This is a genomic window from Pseudoalteromonas luteoviolacea CPMOR-1, from assembly GCF_001625685.1.
Taxonomy (GTDB): Bacteria; Pseudomonadota; Gammaproteobacteria; order Enterobacterales; family Alteromonadaceae; genus Pseudoalteromonas; species Pseudoalteromonas luteoviolacea_K.
In genome coordinates this window covers 88,536-102,884 of record NZ_AUYC01000031.1, presented here as the reverse complement: position 1 = coordinate 102,884, position 14,349 = coordinate 88,536, and the positions used below count along the sequence as shown (strand labels likewise).

The 14,349-nt window shown below is 43.0% G+C and carries 14 protein-coding genes; 8 read left to right on the top strand and 6 right to left on the bottom strand.

Going from position 1 to position 14,349, the window contains the following annotated elements:
• Positions 1–52 precede the first annotated feature (52 nt).
• Both gshA and N473_RS13555 read left to right on the top strand, forming a co-directional pair.
• Positions 53–1,630: a glutamate--cysteine ligase gene (gene gshA, locus N473_RS13560; protein WP_063368375.1), complete on the top strand. Its 1,578-nt coding sequence runs from the start codon at positions 53–55 to the stop codon at positions 1,628–1,630.
• A 117-nt stretch (positions 1,631–1,747) separates the two neighbouring features.
• Positions 1,748–2,356 carry a hypothetical protein gene (locus tag N473_RS13555; RefSeq protein WP_063368404.1) on the top strand — a complete coding sequence of 203 codons (609 nt, stop codon included), beginning with the start codon at positions 1,748–1,750 and terminating at the stop codon, positions 2,354–2,356.
• A 71-nt stretch (positions 2,357–2,427) separates the two neighbouring features.
• Here N473_RS13555 and N473_RS13550 read toward each other — a convergent pair whose 3' ends face one another.
• Together N473_RS13550 and N473_RS13545 are read right to left on the bottom strand one after the other, a co-directional pair.
• Positions 2,428–3,705, bottom strand: coding sequence for an HlyC/CorC family transporter (locus tag N473_RS13550; RefSeq protein WP_039608669.1), 1,278 nt, complete (start codon positions 3,703–3,705; stop codon positions 2,428–2,430).
• Between the two features lie 82 nt (positions 3,706–3,787).
• Positions 3,788–4,591: a cytochrome C assembly family protein gene (locus N473_RS13545; protein WP_039608670.1), complete on the bottom strand. Its 804-nt coding sequence runs from the start codon at positions 4,589–4,591 to the stop codon at positions 3,788–3,790.
• Between the two features lie 163 nt (positions 4,592–4,754).
• On the opposite strand from N473_RS13545, the gene ffh reads away from it, so the two are divergent.
• Positions 4,755–6,134: a signal recognition particle protein gene (gene ffh / locus N473_RS13540; RefSeq protein WP_063368374.1), complete on the top strand. Its 1,380-nt coding sequence runs from the start codon at positions 4,755–4,757 to the stop codon at positions 6,132–6,134.
• A gap of 62 nt (positions 6,135–6,196) precedes the next feature.
• Here ffh and N473_RS13535 read toward each other — a convergent pair whose 3' ends face one another.
• Genes N473_RS13535 through N473_RS13520 form a run of 4 tightly spaced genes read right to left on the bottom strand, consistent with a single transcriptional unit; the run spans position 6,197 to position 9,581 of the window.
• Positions 6,197–6,934: a HugZ family protein gene (locus N473_RS13535; RefSeq protein WP_063368373.1), complete on the bottom strand. Its 738-nt coding sequence runs from the start codon at positions 6,932–6,934 to the stop codon at positions 6,197–6,199.
• Entirely contained in the window at positions 6,927–7,724 is a 798-nt protein-coding gene (locus N473_RS13530) for a heme ABC transporter ATP-binding protein (RefSeq protein WP_063368372.1), read from the bottom strand. Before N473_RS13530 ends, N473_RS13535 begins: the two co-directional genes overlap by 8 nt.
• Positions 7,717–8,766, bottom strand: coding sequence for a FecCD family ABC transporter permease (locus N473_RS13525; protein ID WP_081221170.1), 1,050 nt, complete (start codon positions 8,764–8,766; stop codon positions 7,717–7,719). The genes N473_RS13530 and N473_RS13525 overlap by 8 nt, the downstream gene beginning before the upstream one ends.
• Positions 8,763–9,581, bottom strand: coding sequence for a heme/hemin ABC transporter substrate-binding protein (locus N473_RS13520; protein ID WP_063368371.1), 819 nt, complete (start codon positions 9,579–9,581; stop codon positions 8,763–8,765). Before N473_RS13520 ends, N473_RS13525 begins: the two co-directional genes overlap by 4 nt.
• Before the next feature lie 242 nt (positions 9,582–9,823).
• Here N473_RS13520 and N473_RS13515 point away from each other — a divergent pair, with 242 nt between their 5' ends.
• From N473_RS13515 to rplS, 5 genes are all read left to right on the top strand, one after another.
• Positions 9,824–11,923, top strand: a complete 2,100-nt coding sequence (locus N473_RS13515) for a TonB-dependent hemoglobin/transferrin/lactoferrin family receptor (RefSeq protein WP_063368370.1) — start codon at positions 9,824–9,826, stop codon at positions 11,921–11,923.
• A gap of 270 nt (positions 11,924–12,193) precedes the next feature.
• Positions 12,194–12,442, top strand: a complete 249-nt coding sequence (gene rpsP, locus N473_RS13510) for a 30S ribosomal protein S16 (protein ID WP_023398624.1) — start codon at positions 12,194–12,196, stop codon at positions 12,440–12,442.
• 17 nt (positions 12,443–12,459) lie between these two features.
• Positions 12,460–12,993, top strand: coding sequence for a ribosome maturation factor RimM (gene rimM / locus N473_RS13505; RefSeq protein ID WP_039608677.1), 534 nt, complete (start codon positions 12,460–12,462; stop codon positions 12,991–12,993).
• A complete protein-coding gene (gene trmD / locus N473_RS13500; protein ID WP_063368369.1) occupies positions 12,993–13,757 on the top strand; it encodes a tRNA (guanosine(37)-N1)-methyltransferase TrmD in 765 nt (254 codons plus the stop codon). Before rimM ends, trmD begins: the two co-directional genes overlap by 1 nt.
• Positions 13,758–13,790: 33 nt before the next feature.
• Positions 13,791–14,150, top strand: a complete 360-nt coding sequence (rplS, locus tag N473_RS13495) for a 50S ribosomal protein L19 (protein ID WP_063368368.1) — start codon at positions 13,791–13,793, stop codon at positions 14,148–14,150.
• Positions 14,151–14,349: the final 199 nt, after the last annotated feature.

The window sequence follows — 14,349 nt, the reverse complement described above, 5'->3', positions numbered from 1 at the left end:
CCCCATTGAATGTGGCATAACTTAAGCTTGATCCGAGCCTCGAGGTATTTTTTTGAAACACACTAATTTAGATAGCAAGTTAGAAACACTTGCCAACACTGCGCTTGTCTCTTCTTTAACTGATATTCAGCGTGGTATTGAACGAGAAGCTTTACGGATCCAGCCATCCGGCAAAATTGCTAAAACATCTCACCCAGCAGGTGTTGGGCATCCATTGACACATAACTCAATTACAACAGATTTCTCAGAATCGCTGCTTGAGTTTATAACGCCAGTCAGTACTTCAGCAGAGCAAACCTTGTCTCAACTGAGAGACCTGCAAAAATACACGCTAGCGAATATGGGCGATGAAATGCTCTGGCCTATGAGTATGCCATGCTTTATTGAAGAGCAAGACGATATTGTGCTGGCACAATTTGGCGAGTCAAATATCGGAAAAATGAAAACCTTGTACCGTGAAGGACTAAAAAACCGCTATGGCAGCATGATGCAAGCGATTGCAGGAGTGCATTTTAATATGTCATTCCCTGACAGCTTTTGGGATGCGTTAAAAGCCAGTGAGCAAGATAGCAGCCCATTGCAAGAGTTCATCTCTAATAAGTATCTCGGTCTTATTCGTAACTTTAAACGAGAGCTGTGGTTGATTAGCTTTTTGTTTGGTGCTTCTCCTGCATTGTGTCGTTCATTCTTGCAGGGCAAGCAGAGTGATTTACCGTTTAAGGAGTCAGGTAAAGGCACTTTATATTTAGATAAAGGGACCGCATTACGATTAGGTGATTTAGGGTATACCAACAGCGCACAGTCTTCACTTAAAGTGATGTATAACAGTTTGCCAGAATATGTCAAAGGGTTGCAAACAGCGATCCGCTGTCGCTCTGACTTATATGAAAATATTGATGATTATCAAGCGGAATCACCGAAACAGCTGAATAAGAATATTCTTCAAATCGAGAATGAATTCTACTCGCCAATTAGACCAAAACGTAATGCAAACCCGCAAGAGACACCAACACAGGCATTGGCTCGTGGTGGTATTGAGTATATTGAGATCCGTGCATTAGACGTTAACCCATTTTCTGAAACAGGGATAAGCTTGGAACAGATCCGATTTTTGGATGTATTTCTCACTTATTGCTTGTTAAAAGACTCCCCAGAGATGGATTGGAATGAGCAGCAGGTATCTGATCAAAATTTACAAAATGTGATTAGCACAGGTCGAGATACGACGACGTATTTACAGCAACAAGGCAAGCAAATTTCGATAGAAACGTGGGCTAAAAATATCTTTGGTGATTTGGCCAAGATTGCTTCGCTGTTTGATCGTGCGAATGGTGACCGTGTTTACTCAAAAACAATTGCAAAGTTAGCGGCATGGGTAGATAACCCTAATGACACCTTTTCAGGTCAAATTGTCGCATCTTTGGTCGGTCAGGATACTGATTCTGCAGAGCAGGCATTGGTACTTGCCCAGCAATATAAGCAATCACATTTGCAAAGTGACTATCAGTATTATCAAGAGTCTGTGTTAAATGAGCAAGTAACTCAGTCATTTTTGGATGAGCAGGCAATTTGTCAGGCAGACAAAAAATCGCTGAAGGCTTTTTTACAAGATTACTTTGAGAAGGCATAAAAAAACGCAGCCCATGGGGCTGCGTAAAAATATATCAGGGATGAAACAATGCTAAACTGCTGCATTCAAGTAGTATGACCCCAGCAAAATAGAAAAGTTCAGGTGAGTTCAAAAAAAATGAGAAAAAAAATAATATTTTTACCTCTACTTCTGACTCTGACTGGTTGTGCGACGGCTCCCCCAAAGCAACCGAATGATATTTGTAAGATTTTTGAAGAGAAAGAAGACTGGTACTACGATGCGCGTGATGCTCAAGAAAAGTGGGGTTCTCCCAAGCATGTGTTGATGAGCATGATGTATCAAGAAAGCTCTTTTAGGCATGATGCGGCGCCACCCATGGAGTATTTTTTAGGCTTCATCCCGATTGGTCGCGCCAGTTCCGCATATGGTTATTCTCAAGCAAAAACCATGACATGGAGTGATTATATCCGTGAAACCGGTAACTCAGGTGCGGATAGAGACGATTTTGAGGATGCGATAGATTTTATGGGCTGGTTTGTTTATAAAACCCATAAAGTAAATGGTGTGTCCAAGTGGGATGCCTATGCGCAATATTTAAATTACCATGAAGGCTGGGGCGGATATCGCCGCGGTACCTACAAGCAGAAAAAATGGCTAATGAAAGTAGCCAATAAAGTAAAACACAGAGCATCTCGTTATGGCGCGCAGCTGAAGCGATGTGAGGACGATCTTAATAAGAGTTGGTTTGAGAGACTGTTTTCGTAATAACCAGTGCTGAATACACGCATTCAGACCGAGTAAGAAGAGAAAGGGTTAGCATGTGCTAACCCTTTTTTTTAAGCTTGTTTTTTCGCTTGTTGCAGTGGAAAAATTTTGACTATTTTTATCATGTTTTCTTTCACTTCCATGACTTCCATTGGATAGTTAGCGATTTTTAAGCTCAGTTGGCTCTCTGGAATATCTTCCAAATACTCAACAATTAACCCGCTGAGTGTCTTAGGACCTTCAGTAGGTAGCTCCCACCCCATTTCTTTGTTGAGATCGCGGATATTGGCGCTGCCATCAACTAAAACGGAGCCGTCACTTTGCACCGTCACTTCATCGCTTGGTGTGGGTGTCTGAGTCGTTGTAAAGTCACCAACCACTTCTTCTAATATGTCTTCGAGTGTGACAAGGCCTTGAATGTCACCATACTCATCTACAACAAGACCAATACGCTCTTTGTTTTGTTGAAACTTGAGCAGTTGGGTATTTAGCGATGTGCCTTCGGGAATAAAGTATATTTCTCTTACTGCACGCAGTAGTGATGGCTTATCAAATTGTTCTTTGGTTAATAAGCGTAGCGCGTCTCGTGAGTGTATAAATCCCACCGCATCATCAATTTGATCTCGATACAACAGTACACGAGTGTGTTGTGCATTTGTCAGTCGACGAGAAATATCTTTCCAATCATCGTTAATATCAATGGCATTGATCTCATTTCGAGGGATCATGATGTCTTCAACGGTGACTTGCTCAAGATCTAAAATGGAGGTCAACATGCTGCCGTGATTGGTCGGTAACATGGCGCTTGATTCGTTTACGACCGTTTTTAGTTCTTCTTTACTGAGACTATGCTCTTCAATTTGTTCTGGAGAAACACCAAATAGTTTAAGGATACCATTGGTAATAAAGTTTATGGCGCTCACGAAGGGGAAAAGGAATTTTAATAAAATTTTGAGAATAAGCGAGCTTGGAAAAGCCACTTTCTCAGGGTAAAGGGCTGCCAGTGTTTTTGGTGTGACTTCAGCAAAAATAAGGATTACCAAGGTTAAAACCAGAGTTGAAATAATAAGACCTGCATCACCAAATAGTCTCAGGCCAATCAGTGTAGCCACAGAAGATGCTGCGATATTAACGAGGTTGTTACCTAGCAGAATAAGTCCAATAAGGCGATCTGGCCTTTGAAGTAGTTTATCTACGCGCTTGGCAGATTTGTTATTCTCTTTAACTAAGTGTCTGAGTCTGTAGCGGTTAATGGACATGATGCCAGTCTCAGAGCTTGAGAAATAACCTGATATAAGTATCAGCACGCCAAGTATGATGAACAAGGCGTTGGTAGATATGTCGTCCAACAGAGGATCCCTTTTTTACTTTCGAAAGGTTATTAAGCGTCAGCATAGAAGCAGAGTCAAGCTCGACGCTTATTTTTTTGTATTAAAATTTGTCTAAGATGACTTCTTGGATAAATCGGCTGCCAAAGTAAGCCAATGTGACGATACTGGATGCGCCGATAATGGCAAAAACAATCGGTTTTCCACGCCAGCCAAATTTATGATGTCCCAAGGTAACAGAAGCAAATATCGTCCATGCAATCAATGACAATACCGTTTTGTGGATGGACGCTTTATCAAACATGCCATCTAAAAACGCAAACCCAGCAACCAGAGCCAGTGTGAGCAGGCCTGTACCTACGGTGAGAAGTTGGTATAGCTGAGATTCTACCTGCATCAGCGGAGGTAAATGGCTGTTCATAATTGCGAGATCTTTGCTTTTTAAACGCTTATCAATAAAGTAAAACTGGACAGCATATAAAGTAGCAATGATTAAAATACAGTAAGCCAGCAGGGATAAAGAGATATGCGTGACTAGGCCAATGTCCACATTGATATCATCCATGATGATATGATGTGGAATGAACAAACTGGCAATAAGCAAAATAGCTGCAAACCCATAGACCACAGGCAGCAATAATGTTGCAGGGAACTTTAAAGAAACCGTTGTGACAGAAACGACAATCACCCAGCACGTCAACAGGGCAATGTTAATGGTACTTAAGTCTTGCCCATGCTGAGTAAACACTGAGTTCACCAATACCAGCATATGACTCAATATCGCCACCGTGCTTAAAATGACGGTCAGCTTTTGACTTGGGCCTTCTTTATGGAATAAACGTGAAAGCACGTGTCCAGTTGCTAGTATGTAAAACAGGCTCGCCAATAATGACAAAATGATGATCATGAACTTTGTGTCTACTTTCGTGGTCCTTTTATAGGCTATTGTATTTTAAGCCTCGCCGCTTGCATAGACTTTGTAAAAAGAATCTTTGTATAACTTGAATACTGTATTAGTTGCGCGCATATCAGTATAATGTTGCGTAATTACGAGATAGTGGAAGCGATACATGTTTGAGAACCTCCAAGAACGCTTAGGAAAAACGCTTAAAAACATCAGCGGCAGGGGCCGACTGACCGAAGATAATATTAAAGAAACACTGCGCGAAGTGCGCATGGCCTTGCTTGAAGCAGACGTTGCACTGCCTGTAGTGCGCGAGTTTGTGAAAAAAGTGAAAGAGCGTGCTGTTGGTGTTGAAGTCACCAAGAGTCTAAGTCCTGGTCAGGTTTTCATTAAAATTGTTCGTGAAGAACTTGAAAAGGCAATGGGTGAAGCGAATGAAGAGCTAAACCTTAACGCTCAACCTCCAGCTGTTGTGATGATGGCGGGTTTGCAAGGTGCTGGTAAAACGACCAGTGTGGGTAAACTTGCAAAATTTTTAAAAGAGAAAAAGAAAAAATCTGTTTTGGTTGTGAGTGCCGACGTATATCGTCCGGCGGCAATCAAGCAGCTTGAAACGTTAGCACAGGAAGTAGATGTTGAATTCTTCCCAAGTGACATTTCACAAAAACCAGTTGATATTGCCAATAACGCAGTTAGTCATGCGAAAAAGAAATTCATTGACGTAGTGCTGGTGGATACCGCGGGTCGTCTTCATGTTGACAGTGACATGATGGATGAGATCAAAGCGTTAAACGCAGCGATCAATCCGATTGAAACGCTATTTGTTGTTGACTCAATGACAGGCCAGGATGCCGCCAATACGGCAAAAGCATTCGATGAAGCGCTGCCATTAACGGGTGTGATTCTAACGAAAACAGATGGTGATGCACGTGGTGGTGCAGCGTTATCTATCCGCCATATCACAGGTAAGCCGATTAAATTTATGGGTGTGGGTGAGCGAACAGATGCGCTTGAACCATTCCACCCAGATCGTATCGCTTCGCGTATTCTTGGCATGGGTGATGTGTTATCACTTATCGAAGAAGTGGAAGCAAAAGTTGACAAAGATAAAGCTGCAAAAGTGGCGGAAAAAGTCTTTAAAGGTGACGGCTTCACACTGGAAGATTTTGCTGAGCAGTTAAAGCAAATGAAAAACATGGGCGGCATGATGTCTATGTTAGAAAAGCTGCCAGGCATGAATAACCTACCTGATGCAGTGAAAGGTCAAGTTAATGACAAAACCTTTAATCAGATGGAAGCAATTATCAGCTCAATGACGCCAAAAGAGCGTGCGCGTCCAGAAATCATCAAAGGCTCTCGCAAGAAGCGTATTGCTGCAGGTTCTGGTACTCAGGTTCAAGATATCAACAAGCTGCTGAAGCAATTTACTCAAATGCAGAAGATGATGAAGAAGATGAAAGGCAAGGGCGGCATGATGAAAATGATGCGCGGCATGAAAGGCATGATGCCTCCTGGTATGTTTGGCGGTGGCGGTCCGAAGTTTTAATTAACTGAATTAAAAAAAGGGAAGTGATATCACTTCCCTTTTTACTATATCAAGCCTGAATCTTATTCAGTCTCAGAGCTAAGCGCTTTACGTGCTGCTTTGGTCAGTCTGACAAGTTCCATTCTCACTGCTTTACTATCCATACACACATTTTCGAACTGAACATAGTAGTTTTTGTCGTTGGCGCGAAGGTAGCATCCATCAGGGACAATCGTCGTCATGGTGACATCGTCCGCCTGCACTTGATGCATAAGCTCTAACATAAGCTGGTTGGCATCAGCATGGTCATCATTCATATGCTCTACCATGCGCTTCTCATCTTCCAGGGTCCATTCTGGTTCTTGTGCATGCCATTCGTTTTCTTCTATCCAAAAGATATGACCAAAGCCACCAATATAACGAACACGTTTTACTTCCATACGCCATAACTGGAAGTCATGGGCTTGACGGTAAGAGATGGCTTCAGGGTATTGACGTTCATAACGCTCAAGTAATGCTTCTGACTCTTCAGCTGGCACCGGGGCTGCATCACCAACGACAGTTACTCGAGCGTGTGCATTTTGGTCACCTTGCTCAGCTGCATCGAACACGGTGGCACACATGCGGCTATCTTCAGTGAGGTTTCGAGAATGTTGTGCTATCCCTGCAATATAAAAAATCAGTCTACCTTGATTGTCCGTCATAAAAGGAGACACAGATCCAAAAGGGTAGCCCTGTAGGTTTTTAGAAATGGTTGAGATCACACAGACAGATGACTGTCTTACTAAGGTGCGTGCTTCAAAAGCGGCTTGTTCACGCATTGGAGGCTCCTGTTAGCGGTTCTGAAAAAATCATAGGGATTTCAAAGCTGGGGTGCAAGTTAATTTGCATACCAGCACGATAGATAGGTTGCAACACATCAGGGCGTAAGACATCTTGAGGCTTACCATCATGATAGATGACGCCATGGTGCAGCAGTAAAATTCTGTCAGCATACAAGGATGCTAAGTTTAAGTCGTGCAATACAGCAATGACGGTATTGCCTTGCTCGGCAAAAGTTTTGGCTTTGCTTAAGGTCATATGCTGATGATGTAGATCTAATGCTGAAGTGGGTTCGTCCAGTAACATTAACTTGCCAGAGGTCTCTGACCTATGCGCGTCAAGTTGCGCCATGCACCGCGCAAATTGTACACGTTGAAATTCTCCACCTGAGAGTACGGTCACATCCCTATCTGCTAACGCTTCTAGAGACATTTGCGAGATAATCTCATTGATAACCTCGGCCTGTAGTAGCGTAGCCTCATGGTAAGGGTAGCGGCCCATTGCAATGAGTTCAGCAGCACTAAAAGCAAAATTGACGCGGTTGTTTTGCAGTAGCATGGCGCGCTTGGTCGCCAGTTGCTGTGGATCAAGTTGATTGACTTTTTGGCCGTGAAATAACACATCACCTGCATAACTTAAATCGTCACATATTGCGCTCAATAAGGTCGATTTACCTGCACCATTTTCGCCCAGTAAGACAATAAATTCACCTTGCTGTGCAGTAAAAGACAAATCGTGAATAATGCGTTTGTTGCCGCGTGTAATGGCAATATTTCTACACTCAAGCATGATTGCCTCGTTTTTGCTTCACTAACTGATAGATAAAAAATGGTGCGCCAAAGAGCGCTGTGACGATACCAATCGGCAACTCAGAAGGTGCGACAATAAGCCGTGCAATCCAATCTGCTAATAACATCAGTAAGCATCCTAATAGCATACTTAATGGCAGCATTTTTCGCAGATCTGGACCTACCAATAGGCGTGCGATATGAGGAACGACTAAGCCAACAAAGCCAATCATTCCAGCCATTGCTACAGCACCGCCGACACCGAGCGCAACGAGAAAGACAACCTCGGTTTTTAGGCGTTTTACATTAACACCAAGGTGTCTTGCATCTCTTTCGCCTAGCATCAGTGCATTTATTTGGCGTTTCTTCATAATCAGTATGATGGTACTAATGATAATAAGAGGGGCACCATAAATCATTGCTGACCAACTTGCGCCGCCTAAAGAGCCCATTTGCCAATAAGTCATCAGGCGTAATGAACTGTCATCAGCAAAAAAGCTGAATAAGCCGATGATGGCCATGGCAATGGCGTTAATGGCGACACCAGCTAATAATAATGTCGTGATTTGAACCTGACCTTGATGGTTAGCAAGCCGGTAAATGACAGATGTGATAGTGAGTGCGCCTACGAATGCAGCAGGCGCGACCATGGCTTCATGAATAAAGCTGACCTTGGGGGCTAAGGCGATGACAGCAATGGCCGCAACTGCAGCGCCACCAGTGACACCCATTAAACTGGGGTCGGCTAATGGGTTACGGCACAGCGCTTGTGTAGCCGCGCCACTACAGGCAAGCACGGAGCCAACTAAAATGGCGAGCAGTAATCGAGGTAATCTAATTTGTGATACAACACTCATTTGCAGCTCATTAATGTCCATTGTCATGGACTCTGGTAATAGCCATGCGATGGGCATTTTCCAGTCCCACCCAACAGGACCGCTGCTAAGAGAGAGCCAAGCTAGGCTAAGCAGCAATAAGCTGCTTAGCCAATACCATTTTAAATGTTGTTTTGAATTTAAAAGGGGAAGTGTGGTGTTGCTCATAATGCCTGCTTACGATGAAATGCGTCTAGTTTGGCAATGGCTTCAGGTAATCGAGTAGTCATACCGAGTGCCATAAGAGAATCCATAACTAGTAGACGACATTCCTTCGCAGCTGGGATTAAAGCAAGGGATGCTTGCTGACAAAACTTTTCTGGGCCGCCTGCGCCATAGACAACATGACTGGGTGCCACAATAAAATCAGGGTTGCTGACTAATAATGCTTCACGGTTAAAGGGTTTAAATCCATTATGTACAGCGATATTTTCGATGCCTGTATAGTCAAATAAGATATCTGGCACAGTCTCCTTACCTGCGACCATCACGCCTCTTTCGCCAGCAGAGAGAATAAACAGTGCTTTAGTGTTTGACCGCTTAGGTTTACTTGGTAGTTGAGTTTTTAAACCATTGATCAACTGTTCTGCTTGAGGTTGTTTATTGAGATCGGCTGCGACTTCATTGATCAGTGTGAAAAGGCCCTGAATATGTTTTGGCTTTTCATACAACTTGAGTGGCACCCCGGTGCTTTTAATTTGGCTGAGTACTTCAGGGCGGCCGGCACCCTCTAGAGTCAAAATCATGGTTGGCTTTTGCGATAAAATGCCTTCTGCGGCTAAATCACGATAATAGCCAACCTTGGGCAGGGTTGTGGCTTTTGGTGGCCATGTACTTGAGGTGTCCACTGCAACCACAGACTCTCCTGCATTGAGTGCATAGACGATATCTGTAATGGTGCCACCTGCGACGACCAAGCGTTCTGCGTTCGCAGCGAAGCTACTCAGCATCAGTAAAATACTAATATAAAGGGTATGTTTCATTGTTCTCTCACGTGTTAATTACTTGAGTTCTTGACTCTTTACTGCGCGTTTGCAGGGCAGTATGAGTGACTGATAAATCCCTTATGAGTCCGTGTATCCAATGACGGTAATAATACATTCTCGCAGAATTAAAATCTACATGATTATAGAAATGCAAATAATTATCGTTTGCGATAATTGGGAAATACCTTTATAGTGCACAGCGAAATTTATTCGTTCTTCCTGTTTGAGGTTAAAAGATAATGTTTAAACAAACTACTATTTCGCTAAGTATTGCAGCAGCAGTGTTTACTGCGCCAAGTTCAGTTGCGGAGCAATTTGAAAAAGATAGCGAGGTTATCGTAGTATCAGGGTCGCGTATTGAGCAAAAGCTTGAGGATGTAGCGGGTTCTGTGAATGTTGTCACCGAACAAGAAATTGAACGTGAGTTAGCAGTGGACTTAAATAGTGCATTTAAGTATCAAACAGGGATTACAACTACGGGCTCTGCAGGTGAAGCCCAAGCGCTCAATATTCGTGGTATCGGTGGAAATCGTGTCGTTTATGTGAAAGATGGACGCCGTTTAAATGATGCCTATTCTGGTGGTGGTGGCCTAATTATTGGTCGAGGTTATTTTGACGTCGACAATATTAAGCAAATTGAAGTCGCAAAAGGCGCTGCGTCGTCTCTTTATGGTTCGGATGCACTTGGCGGTATTATTGTTATCTCGACAAAAGATCCTTCTGACTATTTGGCTGGTGAAGACAGTCATGCTCAAATTGGCATTGGCTATTATGGTGTTAACTCAGAAAGGAGCGCCACGGCGACCTTTGCTAAGCAACTTAGTGATACCAACGCCACTGCTATTCAAGTGACGCGCAGAGAGGGTCAAGAAACACAGAATTTTCAAGAAAACCTCCCTGGTTTTGATTACACCTCAAATGCGTTATTGCTGAAGTCGGAGTTTACACTGACAGAGAGTGAGCGCATTTTGGCGACGGTTGATTACTTCGACCAAGATAGTGAGCAGGTGATAACAGCCACTGAATATGAAACAAAGGATGATAACGAAAGCCTTTCTTTGTCATTAGAGTTTGATACTTCAACAGCGACCAGTTTTTACGATAACTTAAGTGCACAAGTTTACTTTACTGACTTTGAACAAGTCAGTAATCAGATCCGTGCCAATGATGGAAGCCGCAGCCGTATTGGGCCTTACACGGATTACAACGATTATCGTTTCGAACAGTCTATCTTCGGTACGCGATTGGTATTAGATAAGCAGTTAGAGTTTGGTTCACTGTCACATCAACTTGTTTATGGCTTTGACTATGATGGCTATGAAACATCAAGACCGCGTCTAAAAACCCGAATCGATGCACAAGGTAATAAAGTGCTTGATAATGAGGGACAAAAAACATTCCCTGGTGCAGATACCACCATGTTGGGGCTTTTTGTACAAGATAATATTGCTTTGTCAGATGCTGTTACATTGAACGCGGGCTTGCGTCTTGATAAGTATGATATGGATGCAAAACAAAGTGAGCTTTATGAAGGTACAGAGTTTGGAGATATCAGTGAAACTGCGCTATCGCCAAAGCTTGGATTAGTATATGCAGTGTCAGACAATGTGAATGTTGTTGCGCAATATTCTCGAGGTTTTAAAATTCCACCTCATGATCTAGCTTATCAAAGCCACGGTGTTGAGCCATTTTACCAGATCTTACCGAATCCTGAGTTAGATCCAGAGACGAGTGACAGTATAGAATTTGGTGTAAAAGGTGGGTTTGACTCAAAGCAGTTTTCCGTAACACTATTTAATACTAAGTTTGATGACTTTATTGCAAATAAAGTAGTGCGTGTTGAACCCAGTCAAACTCCAAATATGCCACCTAAAACCTATTATCAGTATCACAATATTGGTGAAGTAGAAATTAAAGGGCTAGAGGCCAACTTTACAGTTTGGGTAAATGATAACGTTTCTGTAGACACTGGTCTTACATATGTACAAGGTAAAGATAAAGAAACGAATGAATATCTAAGTTCTATTAGTCCACTTAACGGTTTTGTAAAAGCGCGCTATGAAATGGATAGCTGGTCGGTTACGGCTGCGTTTAAAGCGGCTAAACGTATGACTAAGGTCCCAGCAGAGGACGATATTAAGACAGGTGGCTGGGGTACCGTTGACCTCTTTGCTGAGTATGACTTCGGTAACCTACGATTTAATGCCGGTGTATTTAACCTATTAGATAAAGAATATATCCCTTATGAGAGTGTTGCTGGGCAAGCCGCTGACGCGAACCTAGAGCAATACACGCAGCCGGGACGTAATTTTGCGATTAATGCTAAATATACCTTCTAGGATGTAATGTCTCCCTGCGAGCAAGGTGTTTTGCGCTTTGCTTGAGCATTTAAACGGGTGTTTTCAACAGCATCCGTTTCTTTATTTTGGCGGGTACGAAGCCAAATGATGTGTGCATTTTAGGTCTAAACCGACCTAGGTATGTCAAGATTGAGAATTAAATCTAAAACATACTTGCATTGTTGAGAAAAACTCGTACAATTCCCCAGCTTCCCGTAGTGGGAAGTTTTATCTTATTAATGAAAACAGTCAATCTATGTAGAGGACGGTATGGTAACTATTCGTTTGCAACGTGGCGGCGCTAAAAAGCGTCCATTCTATCAAATCGTGGTTGCGGATAGCCGTTTCTCGCGTGACGGTCGTTTCATCGAGAAAGTAGGTTTCTTTAACCCAATCGCTTCTGGTCAGGAAGAAAAAATTCGTCTAGATCTTGCTCGTGTTGATCACTGGGTAGGTCAGGGCGCATCTCTTTCAGATCGCGTAGCTAAGTTAGTTAAAGACGCTCGTAAAGCGGCTTAATAGGCGTAAGTGTAACCATGAGTCAAGATAACACCTCGACACTCGTTGTCGGCAAATTAGGTGCCCCTTACGGTATTAAGGGTTGGCTTAAGGTGCATTCATTTACTGATGATCCCCAAGGGATCTTCGATTTCAGCCCATGGTTGATAGGGCAACAAGGTAAATGGCAAGCTCTTGAAGTGAGTGACTGGCGTCGCCACAACAAGGGTTTCATCGCTAAATTTGCGAACATTAACGACAGAGACGAAGCAATGGCATTCACCAATGCTGAAATCGCCGTTAATAGTGAGCAGCTTCCTGAATTACCTGAAGGGGAGTTTTATTGGCGAGACTTAATTGGTATGACGGTTGTAACCAATAAAGGTTATAACTTAGGTCATGTCGATGACCTTATGGAGACTGGCTCGAATGACGTTTTGGTTGTGAAAGCGAACAAAAAAGATGCATTTGGTCAGACTGAACGCTTAATTCCATTTTTGACAGATTCTGTCATTGTTGAAGTTAAGCATGAAGAACGTGAAATTACGGTTGATTGGGATCCGGCATTTTAATGAGTGAACAGCAAAAACTTTGGGTCGGCGTTGTATCGTTGTTCCCTGAAATGTTTGATGCAATTACTCAGCAAGGTGTAACTGGTCGAGCTGTGAAAAACGGTTTGATTGAGTTCAATTGTTGGAACCCAAGAGAGTATGCGACCGATAAGCATCGTACAGTGGATGATCGCCCTTATGGCGGTGGTCCGGGTATGTTGATGATGGTAGAGCCACTCGAAAAAGCCATTCTAGATGCAAAAGCTGCGGCTGGTGATGGTGCAAAAGTAATTTACATGTCTCCACAAGGACGCAAACTAGATCAACAAGGCGCTGCTGAATTAGCGACGTCTGAAAAATTGATTTTAGTTGCGGGTCGATATGAAGGTATAGATGAACGGATCATTGAGTCTCATGTAGACGAAGAATGGTCTATCGGTGATTTTATTCTCAGTGGTGGCGAATTGCCTGCCATGACACTTATTGACGCAGTTGCGCGATTAGTGCCTGGTGTGCTTGGTCACAATCAGTCTGCTGAGCAGGATTCATTTTCGGATGGCCTGTTAGATTGCCCTCACTATACTCGGCCTGAAACATTGGATGGAAAGCAGGTCCCTGCTGTATTACTCAGTGGGAACCATAAAGAAATTGCAAAATGGCGCTTAAAGCAGTCATTAGGCAGGACTTGGCTACGCCGTCCGGACTTGTTGCGTAACCTAGCTCTGACTGAGGAGCAAGCAAGACTTCTTGTTGAATTTCAGCAAGAACATGAAGCTTGTGGCTAGAAGACAGTTACTCCTAGGAATGTGAGAAATAAAATGGCAAAAGTAAACCAAAATATTATTAAAGCGCTTGAAGAAGAGCAGCTTAAAAAAGACGTACCAGTATTCGGCGCTGGTGATACAGTAGTTGTACAGGTACGTGTAAAAGAAGGTAACAAAGAGCGTCTACAGGCCTTTGAAGGTGTTGTAATCGCTAAGCGTAACCGTGGACTTCATTCATCTTTCACTGTTCGTAAGATCTCAAGCGGTGAAGGTGTTGAGCGTGTTTTCCAAACACACAGCCCATTGGTTGACAGCGTTACAGTTAAGCGTCGTGGTGCGGTTCGTCGTGCTAAGCTTTACTACTTACGCGAGCGTTCTGGTAAATCTGCACGTATTAAAGAAAAACTTAACTAATACGCGCATACTACCTATGCTTAACAAACAGACCGCTTTATGCGGTCTGTTTGATTTTAGGCCTAAAACTTTTCAAAATAATCCAGACTTCCCAATTTCATCGCCTCACCTTCTTTTCTACTTAGTATAAAAATTCTCCGTTTGTACCCTACAATAGTATGAAGAAACAAATTGACGCTTTCTTAATAAAATTCGTCCT